17 protein-coding genes and 1 pseudogene are annotated in these 20,573 nt (G+C 45.8%); 7 read left to right on the top strand and 11 right to left on the bottom strand.

Features of this window, described 5'->3' with window-relative positions; genetic code table 11:
• Positions 1–455: 455 nt before the first annotated feature.
• The 7 genes and pseudogenes from fre to trxA form a co-directional block, all read right to left on the bottom strand.
• On the bottom strand, positions 456–1,169 hold the full coding sequence (gene fre / locus ACTRWI_RS16055; RefSeq protein ID WP_499132761.1) for an NAD(P)H-flavin reductase: 714 nt from the start codon (positions 1,167–1,169) through the stop codon (positions 456–458).
• A 20-nt stretch (positions 1,170–1,189) separates the two neighbouring features.
• A complete protein-coding gene (locus ACTRWI_RS16050) occupies positions 1,190–1,459 on the bottom strand; it encodes a 2Fe-2S iron-sulfur cluster-binding protein (RefSeq protein ID WP_499132759.1) in 270 nt (89 codons plus the stop codon).
• Entirely contained in the window at positions 1,456–1,902 is a 447-nt protein-coding gene (locus ACTRWI_RS16045) for a hypothetical protein (RefSeq protein WP_499132765.1), read from the bottom strand. Before ACTRWI_RS16045 ends, ACTRWI_RS16050 begins: the two co-directional genes overlap by 4 nt.
• Positions 1,903–1,920: 18 nt before the next feature.
• Positions 1,921–3,297, bottom strand: a pseudogene (ubiD, locus tag ACTRWI_RS16040) (4-hydroxy-3-polyprenylbenzoate decarboxylase); the annotation flags it as partial.
• A 97-nt stretch (positions 3,298–3,394) separates the two neighbouring features.
• Positions 3,395–4,390: a hypothetical protein gene (locus ACTRWI_RS16035; RefSeq protein ID WP_499132758.1), complete on the bottom strand. Its 996-nt coding sequence runs from the start codon at positions 4,388–4,390 to the stop codon at positions 3,395–3,397.
• Positions 4,391–4,499: 109 nt separating this feature from the next.
• Positions 4,500–5,759, bottom strand: a complete 1,260-nt coding sequence (gene rho / locus ACTRWI_RS16030; RefSeq protein WP_004741192.1) for a transcription termination factor Rho — start codon at positions 5,757–5,759, stop codon at positions 4,500–4,502.
• A 199-nt stretch (positions 5,760–5,958) separates the two neighbouring features.
• Complete coding sequence (gene trxA, locus ACTRWI_RS16025) at positions 5,959–6,285, bottom strand: thioredoxin TrxA (RefSeq protein WP_004741193.1); 327 nt, start codon at positions 6,283–6,285, stop codon at positions 5,959–5,961.
• A gap of 111 nt (positions 6,286–6,396) precedes the next feature.
• Between trxA and rhlB the strand changes: the two genes are divergently transcribed.
• Both rhlB and gppA read left to right on the top strand, forming a co-directional pair.
• Positions 6,397–7,707: an ATP-dependent RNA helicase RhlB gene (gene rhlB, locus ACTRWI_RS16020; protein ID WP_499132756.1), complete on the top strand. Its 1,311-nt coding sequence runs from the start codon at positions 6,397–6,399 to the stop codon at positions 7,705–7,707.
• Between the two features lie 6 nt (positions 7,708–7,713).
• The gene (gene gppA, locus ACTRWI_RS16015; RefSeq protein WP_499132754.1) at positions 7,714–9,210 is read left to right on the top strand and encodes a guanosine-5'-triphosphate,3'-diphosphate diphosphatase; all 1,497 of its coding nucleotides are present in this window, start codon (positions 7,714–7,716) and stop codon (positions 9,208–9,210) included.
• A gap of 92 nt (positions 9,211–9,302) precedes the next feature.
• On the opposite strand, the gene ACTRWI_RS16010 is transcribed toward gppA, so the two are convergent.
• The 3 genes from ACTRWI_RS16010 to recQ all read right to left on the bottom strand — a co-directional run bounded on the left by ACTRWI_RS16010 (position 9,303) and on the right by recQ (position 12,386).
• Positions 9,303–9,974 (bottom strand): 7-cyano-7-deazaguanine/7-aminomethyl-7-deazaguanine transporter, encoded by a 672-nt coding sequence (locus tag ACTRWI_RS16010; protein WP_499132753.1) that lies wholly within the window; start codon positions 9,972–9,974, stop codon positions 9,303–9,305.
• Positions 9,975–10,232: 258 nt separating this feature from the next.
• A complete protein-coding gene (locus ACTRWI_RS16005; RefSeq protein WP_499132751.1) occupies positions 10,233–10,532 on the bottom strand; it encodes a DUF3630 family protein in 300 nt (99 codons plus the stop codon).
• Positions 10,533–10,547: 15 nt separating this feature from the next.
• Positions 10,548–12,386: an ATP-dependent DNA helicase RecQ gene (gene recQ / locus ACTRWI_RS16000; RefSeq protein WP_499132749.1), complete on the bottom strand. Its 1,839-nt coding sequence runs from the start codon at positions 12,384–12,386 to the stop codon at positions 10,548–10,550.
• Positions 12,387–12,567: 181 nt separating this feature from the next.
• Between recQ and rarD the strand changes: the two genes are divergently transcribed.
• From rarD to tpx, 5 genes are all read left to right on the top strand, one after another.
• Positions 12,568–13,476: an EamA family transporter RarD gene (gene rarD, locus ACTRWI_RS15995; RefSeq protein WP_499132747.1), complete on the top strand. Its 909-nt coding sequence runs from the start codon at positions 12,568–12,570 to the stop codon at positions 13,474–13,476.
• An 86-nt stretch (positions 13,477–13,562) separates the two neighbouring features.
• Positions 13,563–14,357: a helix-turn-helix transcriptional regulator gene (locus ACTRWI_RS15990; RefSeq protein WP_499132745.1), complete on the top strand. Its 795-nt coding sequence runs from the start codon at positions 13,563–13,565 to the stop codon at positions 14,355–14,357.
• An 89-nt stretch (positions 14,358–14,446) separates the two neighbouring features.
• Complete coding sequence (locus tag ACTRWI_RS15985; RefSeq protein WP_499132743.1) at positions 14,447–15,109, top strand: LysE family translocator; 663 nt, start codon at positions 14,447–14,449, stop codon at positions 15,107–15,109.
• A gap of 91 nt (positions 15,110–15,200) precedes the next feature.
• Entirely contained in the window at positions 15,201–16,958 is a 1,758-nt protein-coding gene (ggt, locus tag ACTRWI_RS15980; protein ID WP_499132742.1) for a gamma-glutamyltransferase, read from the top strand.
• A gap of 784 nt (positions 16,959–17,742) precedes the next feature.
• A complete protein-coding gene (tpx, locus tag ACTRWI_RS15975) occupies positions 17,743–18,240 on the top strand; it encodes a thiol peroxidase (protein ID WP_499132740.1) in 498 nt (165 codons plus the stop codon).
• A gap of 119 nt (positions 18,241–18,359) precedes the next feature.
• Here tpx and uvrD read toward each other — a convergent pair whose 3' ends face one another.
• Positions 18,360–20,531 carry a DNA helicase II gene (gene uvrD, locus ACTRWI_RS15970; RefSeq protein ID WP_499132764.1) on the bottom strand — a complete coding sequence of 724 codons (2,172 nt, stop codon included), beginning with the start codon at positions 20,529–20,531 and terminating at the stop codon, positions 18,360–18,362.
• Positions 20,532–20,573 lie beyond the last annotated feature (42 nt).

Genomic DNA, 20,573 nt, shown 5'->3' with positions numbered 1-20,573 from the left:
CAACAGAATGATAATGAATTGACTGTACCGATAATAAATTATCGATTGGTCACTCTGTTCATTGAAATCAATGTGATTCTTAAGAATCAATTTTTGATATTCATCAACGAGTGCCCACACAGATTGATAGGTTTAAATTTTTAAAGAGCTTAACTTCTTAAGCGTTCCTTTTTAGCAAGGATTCTCTCGAAGTGGACGGCCATTCTAGCGAATTAACATTCAGTGTCAAACACTTTTTGAAAATTAATTTTTTGTCGCTTTCCGTCTTACTGATTATTGCTGAAGCCATATGGCGCCTGCCGTCTCAGTGGGGTCGCATTATAGGGAACCCTTTCAACTTAGCAACTACTTTTTCATAAAAAATGAATAAATAGAGGTTAACTGTCTAATAGTTCGCCTAAATATAAAAAAGAGAGCATTTCTGCTCTCTTTTTGCACTAAATCTAAAGGAATTATTAGATAAACGCGTAAGCATCTGCGTACATATGGTCACGTTTTGCTTCTTTACTTTGTGTAAATAGGTCTCTTGCTGCGCCCGCCATTTCAAAGCGACCTGCAATATAGATATCAAAATCAGCCAGTGATTCGAAGCTTTGTGTAATTGCTTCAAGCACATTACCAGTTTGGCCATGCCAAACTTCCGGCGCCTCTTCTACTACAGGTACGAAATGGACATTGCTATGCTTTTCTGCAATATCAACAAGCTCTTCCTTCGCGTATAACTGGCACTCGTCTTTTGCACCCCAGTAAAGGTGAATCTCTTTCTTGCTGTTTTGTGCGATGCAGTGATCCAGGATCGAACGTACGTAGCTAAAACCCGTACCACCAGCAATCAATAGTAGAGGGCGTTCGCTCTCTTCTTTAATCCACGCATCACCGTGTGGCGCATCAATCGCAATATCGCCATCTTCAGCTTGTGCCTTTTTCATTGCTTCAACCACTTCTAATGCATAAGCATTGTGTTCAGCAGCACCAATGTGTAATTCTAGCTCACCTTCATGGCGACAAGGGCTGCTCGCAATTGAAAATGGACGCTTATCTTTGTCACCCATTTCAACCATCAGGTACTGACCAGCTTTAAAGGCAACTGGTGTCTCTGGATGAAGCAGGATTTGGTAAGTGTTACAAGCCAAAGGCTCGATAGACTTAACTTTACATTTAATAGTCATGTTCTTCCTCTCACTAACCCTTAATCGGCAAAGGTTAGAACTAAATTACTTTCTGCAAATGCTTGGCAAGCGAACATCCAATCCTGTTGCTGCTCTTTCTCTGTGAGCATGGGTTCAAGGTGGTAACTCACTTGCCCTTCTAATTTTTTGCACATGCACATAGCACATGCGCCAACTTGGCAACGGTTAGGGAAATAGATATCGCGGTTGAGCGCAGCATCCAAGACCGTTTGCCCTTTTTCTACGGTGAAACTGATGTTTTCTGGATATAAGACTACTTGGTAGCTCATAAAATTCCTAGTTGTTCCCAGATGCTATCAATCTTTTTGACCAGTTCAGGGTCTTTTGTAATTGGAACGCCCCACTCACGCAAACACTCACCTTCCCACTTGTTGGTGGCATCGAGACCCATTTTGGAGTGCCCTGTTTCATCCTTAAGGAACAAGGTATCTCTCGCTGGGTCCATTCTAGTGGTTACTGCCCAGATGATGTCGTTCCAGTCACTCACATTAACATCGCCATCACAGGCGATAACGAATTTATTCTCATCAAATTGAGACCAAACCGCTTCCATGATTTTCTTGCCATTACCTGCAGCTTGTTTATCTATTGATACCACAATCATGCTGGCATTATCGTTCTGCAGATGAATATCAAGAATTTCAGGATGAGCTTTGGTTAATTCAGCCAAACCACCTTCGATATGATCACTGTTTTCTGTTGGAGATTGCACATCAGGCGACAACGCTAACTCAGCCTCCCACTTCTTAGTGATGTCTAAGCCCATCTTAGAACCTAACCCAACGACCGGTGATGCAAAGTCCAACGAATCAATTGGCGTGTTCTCTATCATCAAGGTATCACGAGACGGATCCATATGTTTGCACATAGCAGCAGTAACTTGCGACCAATCACGAGCGTTAACATCCTCATCACACACCAATACAAATTTGGTGTACATGAATTGACGTAAGAAAGACCATACCCCCATCATCACTCGTTTAGCATGGCCAGGATATTGCTTCTTCATGGTCACCACTGCCATTCGATACGAACAACCTTCAGGTGGTAGATAGAAATCTTCTATCTCCGGGAATTGCTTTTGAAGAATAGGAACAAACACTTCATTCAATGCAACCCCCAGTACCGCTGGCTCATCTGGTGGGCGACCTGTGTATGTACTGTGGTAAATCGGGTTCTCACGCATGGTTACATGAGTAATGGTAAACACGTTGTGCTTTTCTTTCTCGTTGTAGTAACCGGTGTGATCACCGTAAGGCCCTTCGTCAGCAAATTCATTAGGATCGATGTAGCCTTCCATCACGATTTCAGCACTCGCCGGGACTTCTAGATCATTACTGATCGATTTAACCACTTCAGTTTTGCTACCGCGTAGCAGACCTGCAAACGCGTATTCCGATAAGGTATCTGGCACTGGCGTTACCGCGCCAAGAATCGTTGCAGGATCTGCGCCAAACGCGACAGATACTGGGAACGGCTTACCTGGGTTCTGTTCAGCCCAGTCACGCAGATCCAACGCACCACCACGGTGAGCTAACCAACGCATGATAATTTTGTTCTTACCAATCTTTTGTTGGCGGTAGATGCCTAAGTTTTGGCGTTTCTTATTCGGGCCTCGGGTAACCGTTAAACCCCAAGTCAGTAGTGGCGCGACATCGTCGGCCCAACAGCTCATTACTGGGATTTTATCGAGATCCACCTCGTCGCCTTGCCACACGACTTGTTGGCATGCTGCTTTACGAAGACGCTTAGCTGGCATGTTCAATACCTGTTTGAACACGGGTAACTTATCAATCGCGTCTTTAAAACCTTTCGGCGGCTCTGGCTCTTTTAAGTAAGCCAATAGCTTGCCCACTTCGCGCAGTTCTTTAACTTCCTGACGGCCCATGCCTATCGCTACACGATTAGGAGTACCAAATAGGTTGGTCAAAACAGGCATGTCATAACCAACCGGATTCTCGAACAGAAGAGCCGGGCCACCAGCACGTAGAGTACGGTCGCTAATTTCGGTCATTTCATAGTCTGGGTCGACTGGGTGAGAAATGCGTTTCAACTGACCAATGCTTTCAAGATGGTCGATAAAATCACGTAAATCTTTAAAACTCATAGAACTTCTACATGCTGATTATTCTGCGCTCAGTATATCAAAAAGGGGCATCGTGAGATCCCCCTTTTTAGTAAGGTTATTGAGAGGTAAAACCCAGTTACGGAAGCACTTGCTGGATCACTGAGCTTTTGACTTGTGGGTTGTCACTCACTAGCTCTTGTAACCAATTAGTGTGTCCTTGCTTGGCTAACTCACGAGCGACCAATGGCGCATCATCAGCAATCGCCATGCGAGAAATTAAAAAGTCTTTCACCTCTTCTGAAAGTGGGTTCACTCTCGTCAGCAAAGTAATCGCTTCTTCTTTTAATCTTGGGTTTTTCGTTGCAGCCATCACCTGCTCTAAGGCAAATGGGGATTTATCCTCAGCAAGACGAACCAACTCAGCTTGGCTATGATAATCAGCTTTCATCTTCCAGAGGATTTGATAGACACCTGGGTCTTCGCTCACCTGTGCCAATCGAACCACAACTTCGGTAGAGGGTAACCAGCTGACTATCGGCGACTCTGTTAGCTGTTTTGCTAAATAATTCACGGCCTCAGGCGACAAGCTATCCAATTCTCTTATGAGTAGCGCCTCTCGAGTTTGAACCTGATGCTCAGAACCAGTTAGCCACTCTTTAAGGTTGAGGTCCTGTTTCTCTGCATCGAGCACAAACACCAATGTATTTTGGTCAGCACGGAATTGTTTGATTAAGCGGTTTGCTATCGAAGGATAATTAAAGGCTGGAACCGTAAACTCATAGCCATCACCACGCTCTAGTACTTGGTAGGTTGGCGTAATAGCGAGCTGTTGCTCCACAAAAATAGACATCTTCGGTGTGAGTACGATTTTTTGCTGTTCGATCTTCTTCAAGAGTTGGTAACGAGCCACCTCTTGCTGGGGAAATGTCAGGCGCTCAAGTGCAAAGCGTAACGAATTCACTTCATCACGCACGACAAGCTCAAGCAATTCAGCAGTTTTCAGTTTTACTTGATCATTCTCAAGCCAAGACTCTACTGTATGTGGAGACATCTCGGTGGCATTAACAATACCGACCGGTGAAAGTAACAGTGAAGTAGACAAGAGTAATGATGACAACAGTCCATGTTGCATTTAACTTCCTTGTAACACTTTTGGTCATTCTGCAAGCTGTCGCTACAAAATGCAAATAAAAAGCGCTACCCGAGGGCAGCGCTTTTTAATAACTATCAGCTAATCAAGATTACTGACGACGCATAGCGTCAAAGAACTCATCATTCGTTTTCGTCATTGCTAGCTTGTCGATAAGGAATTCCATTGCATCGATCTCGCCCATTGGGTGAACAATCTTACGCAGGATCCACATCTTCTGTAGTTCATCGTTCTTAGTAAGAAGCTCTTCACGACGAGTACCTGAGCGGTTGAAATCAATCGCAGGGAATACACGCTTTTCAGCAATCTTACGGTTAAGGTGCAGTTCCATGTTACCTGTCCCTTTGAATTCTTCGTAGATAACTTCATCCATCTTAGAACCAGTATCAACCAGTGCTGTAGCGATGATAGTCAAGCTACCGCCTTCTTCAACGTTACGAGCGGCACCGAAGAAACGCTTTGGACGGTGAAGTGCGTTTGCATCTACACCACCAGTTAGTACTTTACCTGATGAAGGCACTACGGTGTTATATGCACGCGCTAGACGAGTGATTGAGTCCAGAAGGATAACCACGTCTTTCTTGTGTTCAACAAGACGCTTCGCTTTTTCGATAACCATTTCTGCTACTTGTACGTGGCGAGATGCTGGCTCATCGAATGTAGAAGCAACTACTTCACCTTTAACTAGGCGCTGCATTTCTGTTACTTCTTCCGGACGCTCATCGATAAGTAGAACCATTAGTTCACACTCAGGATGGTTGTGAGCGATGCTTTGCGCGATGTTTTGCAGAAGCATTGTCTTACCCGCTTTTGGCGGAGCAACAATCAAGCCACGCTGACCTTTACCAATTGGAGATGCAAGGTCAAGAATACGAGCTGTGATATCTTCTGTCGCACCATTACCACGCTCCATAACCATGCGTTCGTTAGCATGTAGAGGGGTAAGGTTTTCAAAAAGGATTTTGTTACGAGCGTTGTCTGGTTTATCGTGGTTTACCGTGTTTACTTTAAGTAGAGCAAAGTAACGTTCGCCATCTTTAGGTGGGCGAATCTTTCCGGCAATTGAGTCACCAGTACGTAGGTTGAAACGACGAATCTGACTTGGTGATACGTAGATATCATCAGGACCCGCTAAGTACGAGCTGTCTGCGCTACGAAGAAAACCAAAACCGTCTTGCAGAATTTCAAGAACACCGTCACCGAAGATGTCTTCACCACTTTTTGCATGTGCTTTAAGGATAGCGAAGATAATGTCCTGTTTTCTTAAACGAGCTAGGTTTTCAAGGCCTAGGCTTTCGCCAAGTTTAACAAGTTCAGACACAGGTCTGTTCTTCAGTTCTGTAAGGTTCATTGTGGTGGATGCTTGTTTAGTCAAAATAAGATCTGTTTTCTAGTTAAGAGGGATTCGGTCACAGGATCGACCAAGAAGAGAAATTCGTTCAATTAACGTGCGATAAATTAGCACTAAAACTAAGACTAGTCCATAGCTTAGAAAAAACAAAACCGTGCATTTGTTAACTGCACGGTTTCTTTATCAAATGCTCACCTGATTATAGGTTAGCGTCTAGGAACTCTTTAAGTTGAGTTTTAGACAATGCACCAACTTTAGTCGCTGCTACGCCGCCATCTTTGAAAAGAAGAAGCGTTGGAATGCCGCGAATACCAAACTTTGGTGGTGTTCCAGCATTTTGGTCGATATTAAGTTTACCGATAGTGAGCTTGCCTTCGTACTCGTCTGCGATTTCATCAAGAATCGGCGCAATCATCTTACAAGGGCCACACCATTCTGCCCAAAAATCAACAAGAACAGGGCCTGCAGCGTTGATCACATCATTCTCAAAACCGTCATCAGTTAGCTGCAAAATCTTATCACTCATCTTCCACTCCAATGTATTTTTTAGAACTGGTTGGATGATAACCAGTAAATAGATGCCCTATTGGAATGTATTTACTTTCGTATTGCAAGCTTAAGCTGATATTCTATAGCAATGAAAAAGACGCATATCACAGAGCAAAAGTTCGCCGACTTGGATTTACATCCGCAAGTCATTGAAGGATTGGAGAAAAAAGGGTTCGATTATTGTACCCCTATCCAAGCCTTGGCACTCCCGGTACTGCTCACCGGCCAAGACATTGCAGGCCAGGCCCAAACGGGTACTGGTAAAACGCTTGCGTTTCTTACTGCTACTTTTAACCACCTACTAAAAACACCTGAGTATGAAGGGCGTAAGCCTAACCAGCCACGTGCGATTATTATGGCGCCTACACGCGAACTCGCGATTCAGATCTACAACGATGCTGAATCTCTAGTCGCAAGCACTGGTATCAAAGCAGCATTGGCATACGGTGGCGAAAGCTACGACAAGCAGCTCGGTAAGATCGAAGAAGGCGCAGATATCCTAATTGGTACCACTGGCCGTATTATCGATTTCTACAAGCAGAAGGTATTTAACCTTAACCACATTCAAGCAGTTGTACTTGATGAAGCAGACCGTATGTTCGATCTGGGCTTCATTAAAGACATCCGCTTCTTGTTCCGTCGTATGCCTGAGCCCAAAGATCGTTTGAACATGCTGTTCTCTGCGACGCTGTCTTACCGCGTACAAGAGTTGGCTTTCGAACACATGCATAACCCAGAGCATGTTGTTGTTGAGCCAGAGCGTAAAACAGGCCACCGTATTAAAGAAGAGTTGTTCTACCCTTCTAACGAACACAAGATGGCACTGCTACAGACACTAGTAGAAGAAGAGTGGCCAGAGCGCGCTATCATCTTCGCTAACACTAAGCATAAGTGTGAATCAGTTTGGGGCCATTTGGCTGCTGATGGTCATCGTGTTGGTCTACTGACTGGTGATGTACCACAGAAGAAACGTGAAAAGATTCTTGAGCAATTCACTCAAGGTGATGTTGACCTACTGGTTGCAACCGATGTTGCTGCTCGTGGCCTGCACATTCCTCAAGTAACGCACGTATTCAACTTCGATCTACCTGACGACTGTGAAGATTACGTTCACCGTATCGGCCGTACAGGTCGTGCTGGTGCAAGTGGTCACTCGATCAGCTTTGCTTGTGAAGATTACGCAATCAACTTGCCACCAATCGAAGAGTACATTGAGCACGCTATTCCTGTGTCTGACTACGACGCTTCTGCACTGCTAGAAGATCTACCAGCACCATTGCGCTTGCGCACACGTAACCCGCAACAACGCCGCTCAAACAACAATGGCTCACGCAACGGTAACCGTAAACCAAACCAGAACCGTCGCCCACGCCAACCGCGTCACAACAAGGAAGCTTAGTCGCTTATGAATCAAACAGTGTCACCCCCGCTTTACGCTGCAATCGACCTCGGGTCGAACAGTTTTCATATGCTCGTTGTGCGTCATATCGATGGCAGCGTACAAACCATGGCTAAGATTAAGCGCAAAGTGCGTTTAGCTGCAGGCTTAGATGAAAATAATGCGCTTAGTACCGAAGCTATACAGCGCGGTTGGGACTGTTTGAGTCTCTTTGCAGAGCGACTGCAGGACATTCCGAAAGAAAATATCCGCATTGTTGGTACAGCGACCCTACGTACCGCAACCAATGTGGATATCTTTCTTGAAAAAGCGAACCAGATCCTCGGCTACGACATCAATGTTATCTCCGGTGAAGAGGAAGCTGCAACTATCTATAAAGGCGTGGCACACACTTCTGGTGGCAGCGGCCGCCGACTGGTAGTGGATATTGGTGGCGCAAGTACCGAGATGATCATTGGTGAAGGTTTCTCAGCAAAAGCGCTGACTAGCCTAAAAATGGGCTGTGTAACATGGCTTGAGCGCCACTTTAAAGATCGCCAATTAACCGCAACCAACTTCAATAACGCGATTGAAGCAGCAAAATCTACTTTAGCTCCTATCTTAGAGAGCTACACAGATATCGGTTGGGATGTGTGTGTTGGTGCCAGTGGTACCGTTCAAGCACTGCAAGAAATCATGTTAGCGCAAGGCATGGATGAGGTTATCACTCATACCAAGCTTAAACGCTTACAAAAACAAGCGATGATTACTGAGCGCTTAGAGGAGTTAGAAATAGAAGGGTTAACTCTGGAGCGCGCTTTAGTGTTCCCTAGCGGTCTTTCTATTCTGATTGCTATCTTTGAACTGCTTAAGATCGATTCGATGACGCTGGCTGGCGGTGCACTTCGTGAAGGCCTTGCCTACGAAATGGTTGATGAGCTTCGCCAAGACGATATCCGCGCTCGCACTATCAAGAGCGTTCAATCACGTTACCAGATGGACGTAAGCTACGGTGACCAAGTCGCAGCAGCAGCGCAGACTCTGTTAAAGCAAGCAGGCGGCGAAGCTTGGGTGTCAGAACCTCAAGCTGGTGTCCTACTGCAAGCTGCAGCCAAACTTCATGAAATCGGTTTAACCATCGACTTCAAGAAAGGTGGTGAACACAGTGCTTACCTACTACAGAACCTAGATTTACCTGGTTTCACCCGCGCACAGAAACACTACCTAGGTGAATTAACGCGACGCTACCGTGAACAGCTAACATCACTGCCAGAACAACACGCAGTATCAGGCACAAGCAGTAAACGTATCCTACGTATTCTGCGTCTAGCGATTCTATTAACGCATCGTCGTAATCCAGAGCTAGAGCCTGAGTTTACGCTAACGGCTGACGATAATAATCTAACTCTAACACTCTCTAAGCAATGGCTAGCCGACAACCCGCTGACCGCTGCAGAGCTAGAGATTGAATCGAATCGACAAACAGACATTGGTTGGCCACTTTCTATTGAATGCCTCGTCTAATCATATCTGACACTAAAAGTAAAATAGCCCAAGTTAGTCTACTAACTTGGGCTATTTATTATCTTTGCACTAATGCCTTTCTAATCTGCTCCTCACACATTAGCACCTGTCACTCTAAAGTCAGGGTTCACAGCGGTTAACTTCTTAACGATGTAGTTCAGAAGCACACCGTACATAGGAACAAACAAACCTAGGCTAATGATAAGTTTGAAACCGTAATCAACCAGTGCAATCTCAGTCCAATGTTCAGCCATAAATGGATCTGGGCTTTGGTAAAATGCGATCGCAAAGAACGCGATAGTATCGATAGCATTACCAAAAAGCGTTGAACAGGTTGGCGCAATCCACCATTGCTTAAGCTGGCGCAAGCGGTTGAAAACATGAACATCTAAGATTTGGCCAAGTAAGTAAGCCATAAAACTTGCAGCAGCGATACGTGCTACAAATAGATTAAATTCACCCAGATGGCTAAAACCTTGGAATTGCCCTTCAAGGAACACCACCGACAAGAAGTAAGAAACCGCCAGTGCAGGCAACATCACTAAGAAAATGATTTTACGAGCAAGCTGAGCGCCAAAAATGCGAACGGTCAAGTCTGTTGCTAAGAAGATAAATGGGAAAGTGAAAGCGCCCCAAGTGGTGTGCATACCGAAGATGGTAAAAGGTAGCTGAACCAAGTAGTTGCTTGACGCAATAATCACTAAGTGGAACAAAACTAATAATGCTAGGGCTTTGCGCTGTTGCGCAGGGGTAAAGTTACTCATGCTGTACCTTTTTAGTTTGGTTTGGGGGTGAGGGAACCCAAATCGAGTCATTTCTCTATCGAAATAGAGAAAGCTCTTACCAATAATGTGAATGAAAAATGTGTCTATCATTTGCTCTATCGAGCGGCGGGCGATTATACATTAATCAATTTTAGCTGCAACGGTGAGAATAGACGCAAACGTTTGTTCTCACTTTTATTGCTAGATGGTGTTCGAAGCTCAGTAGCGAGAAACTAGGTGTAGAGGCAATGTTAACAGTTAGAAGCCACGCTTGAACAAAGCGGCTAGATAATCGAACTCTTCACGGCTCGCTTCTGGACTAAGAGATTCAAACCACACCGATTCACTGTAGTGCTCCGACTTTAAGAACATCTGGCACCCTTCAAAATCCACCAGCCATGAGTGCATGTCAGCATCCCACTGCTTTTCAACAACCGTAGCCGATAACAAGCTAACAAGGCGTTCGCCAATTTCAGGGTAAGAGTCGAAGTCAAAGCTCGGTGTTATCACCAATAAGCGCCCTTCTTCTGCTAAATACTCTCGTAAACCAAATTCCATTTATTACCTCTGTTATTAGCCGTGTGTTGTGATGTGTTCTTGAATCAAATCTAGGAATGGGTCGGCATATTTGTCGAGCTTACGCTGGCCCACACCATTTACCGCCAGCATTTCACCGTAAGAAGTCGGCAGAACTTCTGCCATATCAATCAATGTTGCGTCACTAAATACCACGTATGGTGGTAAGCCATCTTCATCGGCAATCGACTTACGCAACTTACGCAGTTTGGCAAATAGCTTTTTATCGTAATTCTTGCTACTTAGCTTGTCTGACTTAGCGTTACGCACCGCGGTATCTAAACGAGGTACCGCTAACTCTAGCGACATTTCACCACGCAGCAGTGGACGCGCCTCTTCAGTTAACTGTAAGGTTGAGTTACGAGTGATATTTTGGAACAACAAGCCTTTATGAATGAGCTGACGGAAGATACTAATCCAATAATCATGGCTGTGGTCGCGGCCAATACCGTAAGTTGAAAGCTTATCGTGACCATTATCGCGCACGCGGATGTTCTGCATACCACGCATCACTTCAACGACATAGCCCATACCAAACGACTGATTCACACGGTACACACAAGACAACGCCTTCTGCGCCTCTTGGGTCGCATCAAAGTGTTTTGGCGGATCTAAGCATATATCGCAGTTACCACATTGCTTCTCACGATATTCGCCAAAGTAGTTGAGCAGCACCTGACGACGACAAGTTTGCGCTTCAGCAAAAGCACTCATCGCATTTAGCTTGTGCATCTCTACTTGTTTTTGCGGACCTTCTTCTTTCTCATCCAGCATACGACGAAGCCAACCCATATCAGCCGGGTCAAACAACATCATCGCTTCAGCAGGCAAGCCATCACGGCCTGCACGGCCAGTCTCTTGATAGTAAGACTCGATGTTACGAGGAATATCAAAGTGCACCACAAAGCGTACGTTAGGCTTATTGATACCCATACCAAACGCCACCGTCGCGACTACGATCTGGATGTCATCACGCTGGAAGGCTTCTTGAACGTAAGCGCGCTCTTCGGTGTCCATACCCGCGTGATAACCCGCAGCACGAATACCATTGTTACACAGCTTCTCGGTAACCATCTCAACTTTTTTACGGCTACCGCAGTAGATGATGCCACAATTGCCTTTCTGAGTTTCTAGGTAGCGAACTACCTGAGACACTGGTTTGTGTTTCTCAACAAGGTTATAGCGAATATTAGGACGGTCAAAGCTGCCCAAGTAGGTATGTGGATCCACCAGCTGTAGACGCGAGACAATATCTTTGCGCGTTGCATCATCAGCCGTTGCCGTCAGCGCCATGTAAGGCACATGCGGGAAATACTGTTTCAACTGACCTAATGACGCGTATTCCGGGCGGAAGTCGTGCCCCCATTGAGAGATACAGTGCGCCTCATCGACCGCAATCATCGAAAGTGGCAAGCCTTGTAGGCGTTCAATGAAATCACGCATCAACACACGTTCTGGTGATACGTAAACCATCTTGAGCTGGCCTGAGTTCATGCGATTAAACACACTCAGTAGCTGGTCACGTGGCATGGAAGAGTTAATACACTCGGCTGCCACACCATTGGCTTTCAACTGATCGACTTGGTCTTTCATCAACGAGATAAGCGGTGAGATAACCAAAGTCAGCCCTTCACGGACTAAAGCAGGGATCTGGTAACACAAGGATTTACCACCACCCGTCGGCATGATCACCAAGCTATCTCGGCCTTGAACAGCCAAATCAATGACCTCTTGCTGACCATCGCGAAAGCTTTGATAGCCAAATACATCTTCGAGGATGTTTTGCGCATCATTCGCGGGAGTTGGTGTTTGCTCAGCAATCAGAGTGGCGGTCATTGTGGTTCCTAATCGAGGTATTAAAGTCAGCATGCAGCATTGGCAAGCAAGTCGCACATTGTAGAGTGGAATGCTGGCGAATTAAACCGCAAATTGTTAGGTGAAAAGGGTTAACGCTCCTATACTGACCAACTCTCAATATAAATTCTATTAATAGGCACTTCGTGCCAGAGAAAGTGACATGACACAAGACGAACAACAGCGTACACGCCAAGGAATACTGCTTGCGATTGGCGCGTACACCATGTGGGGAATCGCTCCCATATACTTCAAATCTCTCAGTGAAGTATCCCCTCTCGAGATCCTGAGCCACCGTGTAGTATGGTCCTTTTTCCTACTCGCTGTACTGCTGCACGTTGGTCGTGGTTGGCGCAAAGTGCGCGATACTCTGACTTCAAAACCAAAAATGATGTTTTTGGTAGCAACCTCTCTGTTGGTGGGTGCCAACTGGCTGATCTTCATCTGGGCAGTCAATGCCAATCATATGCTGGATGCCAGCCTCGGCTACTACATCAACCCTTTGATTAACGTGTTGCTTGGGATGCTCTTCCTTGGTGAGCGTCTGAGAAAACTTCAATGGTGTGCGGTGGCGCTTGCGGCTATCGGTGTGCTTATCCAGCTAATCGCCTTTGGTTCGATTCCAGTTGTCGCTATTGCACTGGCCTTTTCTTTTGGTTTCTATGGTTTGCTACGTAAGAAAGTGAATCTAGAAGCGCAGACAGGCTTGTTTATTGAGACCTTAGTGATGCTGCCAGCGGCGGCGATCTACTTGTTATTTATTGCAGACACAGCAACGTCAGACTTTTTGACGAATCCAATGCAGCTAAATTTACTGCTGGTCGCTGCAGGGGTAATTACCACTCTGCCATTGCTTTGCTTCACGGGTGCAGCAACCAGACTCAAACTTTCGACACTGGGCTTCTTCCAGTACATTGGCCCTAGCTTGATGTTCTTGCTTGCAGTGTTGATCTACGGTGAAGCCTTTACCATGGATAAGGCGATTACCTTTGCTTTCATTTGGGGCGCACTGGTGATCTTCAGCTTCGACGGTCTGCGCAATAACAAGAAGAGTAAGCAAGCGAAAAGCTAACACTGAGCGTTTTTTACAAGACAATCTCTAGATACAGAGATAAGCTTGGTTTAATTGATGATAATTTGACCAAGCTTTTTTATGCCATGGATAAAGTCCACTACTACTCAACATCTAGCCAAGATATCAGCCTGATCCAAGCTCAATACCAAGAGTTTGCCTTTCAGCGCCACTATCATTTGGATTTTCACATCGGCCTAATCACCCAAGGGCAGCAAAAGTTTGTCTATAAAGGGACGAGTTACCACGCTGGCGCCGGACAAGTGGTGATGATGCCACCCGATGAGCTGCATGATGGTCATTCAAAGCTCGAATCGGGTTACCAAGTAAGTGTCTTTTCTGTCTCACCTCAATGGTTTGGCGATCTTGCCGATCACAGCAAAAATGGTCAGGCTTTGAGCTTTTCGAAGTTGATCCTCTCCGATCAAGCGACTTTTTTACAATTGCGTAACCTTCATGGGCTGCTTATCAACCCAAACATCAGTCAACTCGCCCAAGATTGCCTACCATTCGAAAGTTTTTCGACGATTGTTGATCGTTACGCGCAGTTTGGATCGAAAACTCAGGTGAAACTTGGCACTCAATCAGTGAATACACTCAAAGACTATTTAATGGCAAACCTCGACCAACCGGTGCGCTTAGAGCAACTTTCTGAGCTTTGTGACCTGACAACAACTCAATTTCAGCGTCATTTCAAGAACAAAATGGGCATCACCCCTTATGCATGGTTAAGCCGCTTACGCATGGAGCAAGGCATGAGATTGATTAAATCAGGTGTCGGCGGAACCGAAGTCGCCCATCAAGTGGGTTTCTACGATCAAGCCCATTTCTCAAAGACATTTAAGACTGCATTTGGTGTTTCTCCATCGAAAATTAACTAAGTGTTGATAATTTACAATTGAGAGAATCGAAATCACGGTAAGCTTCGCTCAACAACTCTCAACGGAACAACCCAGTTATTGGAACAGATATGAATGAAGTCACCATATTAGTCACCCTTGCCTCTATCCACTTTATCGCTTTGATGAGCCCAGGCCCTGACTTTGCACTTGTGGTACAAAACGCAACACGCCACGGGCGACAAACCGGCTTATACATTGCTCTCGGACTGTCTTGCGGGATCTTGCTGCATTCATTGTTAAGCCTGACAGGCATCAGTTACCTAGTCCACCAACACCCAACTCTTTTTGCGCTTATGCAATTGGCTGGCGGCAGCTACTTACTATATCTAGGCTTTGGTGCGTTAAAAACAACATGGCAACTCATTAGCCACCATGAAGAAGAGACAGACACGGTCAATTCGAAAGATCTGATTCTGACGAATAAGCGTCAGGCATTTTCTAAAGGCTTTGCGACCAATATTCTTAATCCAAAGGCATTAGTGTTCTTCATCAGTTTGATGTCGAGCTTGGTACCGGCTGACATGTCACTTTCAGGTAAAGGTTTTGCACTGCTGATCCTATTCGGCCTATCACTGTTCTGGTTCTCTCTGTTAGCGTGGATGCTTTCTACGAAAGCACTACAAAAGAAACTGAGTGAAGCGACAGTCTACATTGATGGCTTATGTGGTGTTGTATTCAGCCTAATTGGCGTCAGTATTCTTTGGCAGTCGCTGTCTGGTTTAATCGCTTAAATTCGAATCAAGATTACAATTCGTTAACAACGTACTGGCAATCTTATCTTTCCACTGCCAATCTAGCTCTGCATATTAAAAGGAGAAGATCATGCAGTGGAAAACAAAACTAACAACCCTCGCCACTTCTACCCTACTTTTTACCTCTCATGTCAGTTGGGCAAATCAAGCTGCCGATTCCGTCGCTCCCGAACAAAGTAGTGGTTTAGAAACCAAGCAACTCGTAAAAGCTAACGATTGGATGGTTACCGCGGCCAACCCTCTGGCAACCCAAGCTGGCGCCGATGCACTTGCTCGTGGTGGTAATGCAATTGATGCCATGGTTGCTGTGCAGCTGATGCTTGGCTTAGTTGAGCCACAGTCATCCGGTATTGGCGGTGGCGCCTTCCTTGTTTATTTTGATGGAAAAGATAAACAGCTTAAAACCTACGACGGCCGTGAAACCGCTCCACTTGATGCGACACCACGTCTATTCCAAGACGAGAACGGTCAACCGCTCAAGTTTTATGATGCCGTGGTAGGTGGTCGCTCTGTTGCTACACCAGGCACGGTGCAATTGTTGTGGGACACTCACCAGAAATACGGCAAGTTAGAATGGGCATCGCTGATCAAACCTATTGCCCAACTGGCTGAAAAAGGCTTTACCATCAGCCCACGTTTGGCCACCTTGATTGAAAACGACCAAGAACGACTGAGCCGTTTTGCCACAACCAAAGCTTACTTCTTTAATGCCGATGGCAGCCCAAAAGCCGCAGGCACACTACTTAAGAACCCAGAATACGCCGCAACATTAAATGCAATTTCAAAAGATGGTGCTAAGGCATTTTACCAAGGTGAGATTTCTGCCGACATCATTAACACGGTACAAACAGCCAAAGGCAATCCGGGTGTATTGGCACAAAAAGACTTCGACACCTACTCAATCAAACAACGTGAGCCAGTTTGTTCAGCTTATGAAAGCTACGATATCTGTGGCATGGGCCCCCCAAGTTCCGGCGCATTAACGGTTGGACAAATTTTAGCTATGACCGAGCAATTTGACCTCAAATCATGGGGACCAAACGATGCGAGATCTTGGCAAGTGTTAGCGGACGCATCTCGCCTAGCCTTTGCAGACCGTGGCATGTACATGGCAGACCAAGATTACGTACCAATGCCAACTCAAGGGTTAGTGAATACTGACTATTTGCAGGAGCGAGCCCAATTAATTACCGCAGGTAAGGCACTAGAGAGTGCGCCTTCAGGCACTCCGCCGTGGGATCACGCAATGCTGCGCAGCCAAGATGTATCTATTGAACTACCGTCCACCAGCCACTTCAATATTGTCGATAGCGAAGGCAATGTCGTGTCGATGACCACCACCATTGAGAATGCATTTGGCTCACGCCTGATGGTAAGAGGCTTCCTACTGAACAACGAACTAACCGACTTCTCGTTCAAGACCCACAACGATGGTAAACCTATCGCAAACCGACTTGAACCAGGTAAGCGTCCACGTTCTTCAATGGCACCGACTATCATCATGCAAGACGATAAACCTTACATGGCGATTGGTTCTCCGGGTGGTAGCCGCATCATAGGTTATGTAGCACAAGCGATCATTGCTCATACCCAATGGGACATGGATATCCAGCAAGCGATCAACCAACCGCACTTCCTAAACCGCTTCGGCACGCTAGATCTGGAAAACGGAACATCGGCGGAAAACTTTAAACCTGAGCTCGAAAAGATGGGATTTGAAGTTAACATTCGCGATCTTAACTCCGGTTTACACGCCATTCGCATCACAAAAGATGGTCTAGAAGGTGCAGCAGACCCTCGTCGTGAAGGTGCTGCCATCGGCCAATAAGGGTAAATACTCCCTTTTTACTCACTTTCTTGTGCGAGATCTCTCACAAGGCAGTGAGTAAATATTGATATTTAACTGCGAATTTAAGTACTAATATATAGTAACCAATTGAAATAAAACAAAACGTATATTTATCGTACAAATAATTATATAGAAATTCGCTTATGCACCATTGCTGATAAATAAGGAATCGGTAGTATGGATGGTGTCGGAAGGATGCTGACACGGAACAGGAAACGCCAAGGATTTGGTTATCTTCAGGATGAAGATTCGATTACTCAGGATGAATAATCGGCATGGATAGCGAAATGGACATTGAATGGACGCAATAGTAACTAGGATAGTTGCTACTATGGAAAGACAATGGACACCTCTGGACGAGGAATGGACTTAACATCAGGATGATGTAAAGGACACCGCTCAAGGAACAAGTGACGAGCGCTAACGAGGATTGTTGGCAGATCAGGATAAGATCAAGGACACCGCTAGGAAGGCGACGAAAGGAATACGCTGAAGGATAACAGCACACTATCATGGATTTGATGCATGGAGCACACTTAGTAGCCGGATTGCTGCGAGTAAGACTATAGACCCCGATGAGCGCAAGCTCTCGGGGTTTTTCTTTATCTGCCTCTTATCGATTGATGTTTTCAATCCCCCTGGAATCTAAGAGATACTTACAATTCTGACATTTAAATCATTAACTTCTTAACCGCTTCCGAGTAACGTAAGCCTTACTAGGCTCAACTAGTTTTATAACCATAATTAAATTAAGGACAAATTCATGTCACACGTTACCTTCAAAGGCGCAGCTGTACCGCTATCTGGCATATTCCCACAAACTGGCGAGCAGGCACCAAGCTTTACACTAACTGCAGGCGATCTTTCTGAACTGACTCTTACTTCTCTTGCAGGCAAGAAAGTGGTTCTAAACATCTTCCCAAGCATCGACACAGCAACTTGTGCAACGAGCGTACGTACGTTCAACGCAAAAGCGGCTGAACTTGAGAACACAGTTGTTGTTTGTATTTCTGCTGACCTCCCATTTGCTGCAGGTCGCTTCTGCGAGCTTGAAGGCATTGAAGGCGTTCAACACGCTTCGACTTTCCGTTCACCTGAGTTCGCTTCAGACTACGGCGTAGCAATTGCTGAAGGCCCACTAGCAGGCCTGACTACACGTGCGGTTGTTGTTGTTGATGAAAAAGGTGTGGTAACACACAGCGAGTTGGTTGCAGAGATCACTGAAGAGCCAAACTACGAAGCGGCACTGACTGCGCTGTAAGCTCCCTTCCAGCCAATAATCTATTGCGACCGCCGAGGCGATACGCAATAAAAAGAGCAGCTCATAGCTGCTCTTTATGTTTTTAACCGTCAATGGCTGTTAGATTCGGGAGTAAAAGATTAGAGTTGCTCCAAACGAGCATAAGCTGTCACTAACCACTTAATCCCCTCACCATTAAACGCCACTTGCACACGGCTCTGTGGCCCACTTCCTTCAAAGTTGATAATCGTACCTTCACCAAACTTAGGGTGCTTCACACGAGAACCTAAGCTAAAGCCAGTTTCATTAAAGTTCTCTTTAACTGCAGTTTGGCTAAAGCGACCACTGCTCGCAGGACGAGTCACCTGTGCTTTCATACGCACTTCATCCAGGCAGGTTTCTGGCAACTCACGAATAAAGCGTGATGGTTTGTGGTATTTGTCTTGTCCGTACAAGCGACGCATCTCAGCGTAAGTGATGTACAGTTTCTCCATCGCACGGGTCATGCCTACGTAACATAGGCGACGCTCTTCTTCCAAACGCCCCGCTTCTTCAGCAGACATCTGGCTTGGGAACATGCCTTCTTCGACCCCCACCATGAATACCATTGGAAACTCTAGACCTTTAGCACTGTGCAGAGTCATAAGCTGAACCGCATCATCAAACTCATCAGCCTGACCTTCACCTGCTTCCAGAGCCGCATGTGTTAAGAATGCTGTTAGCATGCTCATCTCATCAGCTTCTTCAGGCTTCTCAAACTGACGAGTTGCTGTTACTAATTCTTCCAAGTTCTCAATACGCGCTTTAGACTTCTCGCCTTTCTCTTGCTCGTACATAGCAAACAGACCTGAAGATTTAATCACATGGTCAGTTTGCTCATGTAAGTTCAGCTCTAACGTGTCGTCTTCAAGCGCATTAATTAACTCGATAAAGCGGCTTAAGGCACCCGCTGCACGACCTGGCAGTACTTGTTCTTCCAACAAAGCGATACTCGCTTGCCACATCGTCGCACCACGGTCACGCGCTGCAAATCGAATCGTTTCTAGAGTCTTGTCACCCAAGCCACGTGTTGGCGTATTAACCACACGTTCAAAAGCAGCATCATCGTTACGGTTACCCATTAAACGCAGGTAGCTCAATGCATCTTTGATCTCCTGACGTTCGAAGAATCGCATACCACCGTAGATTCGGTATGGTAAGCCCGCTTGAATCAACGCTTCTTCAAGAACACGAGATTGGGCGTTATTACGATAAAGCATCGCCGTATCTTCGAGTGCACCACCTTTCTCTTGCCACTCTTTAATCTTACTTACCGTGAAGCGAGCTTCATCAAGCTCGTTGTAAGCTGAGTAGACGGAGATTGGCTCACCATCGTTACCATCGGTCCACAACTCTTTACCCATTCGCTCAGTGTTGTTTGAGATAAGCTCGTTCGATGCTTGCAAGATGGTTTTGGTTGAACGGTAGTTTTGCTCTAATCGAATCGTTGAAGCGCCCGGGAACTCGTCCAAGAACTTCTGAATATTCTCGATTTTTGCACCACGCCAGCCATAGATAGATTGGTCATCATCACCTACGATCATCACTCGACAATCAGGGCCCGCCATCATACGCAGCCAAGCATATTGGATGTTGTTGGTATCTTGGAATTCGTCGACCAAAATATGCTTAAAGCGAGCTTGGTAGTGCTCACGAATGTGTTTCTTGTCGCGAAGTAACTCGTGTGATCTCAGCAAAATCTCCGCGAAGTCCACCAATCCAGCACGGTCACACGCTTCTTGATAAGCCGAGTAAATCTTTAACCATGTTTGAGTTACTGGATCATGGTAGGCATCAATGTGGCTCGGGCGCAGGCCTTCATCTTTTTTGCCGTTGATCCACCACGAAGCTTGCTTAGCAGGCCACTGCTTTTCATCGAGGTTTTGTGCTTTGATTAAGCGGCGTAATAGACGAATCTGATCATCGGAATCAATGATCTGGAAATCTTCTGGCAATTTTGCATCTAGGTAGTGAGCACGCAGAATACGGTGACAAATACCATGGAAGGTACCGTTCCACATGCCTGACGAGCTGCCCATCATCAACTCTTCAATACGACCACGCATCTCTGCCGCCGCTTTATTGGTGAAGGTTACTGACATGATAGAGAACGGCGATGCTTGCTCGACACTCTGCAGCCAAGCGATACGATGCACCAAAACTCGCGTTTTACCACTACCAGCACCAGCCAGAATAAGTAGGTTTTCTAAAGGTGCTGCGACCGCCTCACGTTGTTTGTCGTTTAGGCCATCGAGTAAAAGCGAAGGATCTATCATTGGATATGCTCACTACTGGGTATTTATACATAAAAGTTG

This window comes from Pseudoalteromonas sp. G5_S1_14_S5 (assembly GCF_054968605.1).
This window is presented reverse-complemented; position numbering and strand designations above follow the sequence as displayed.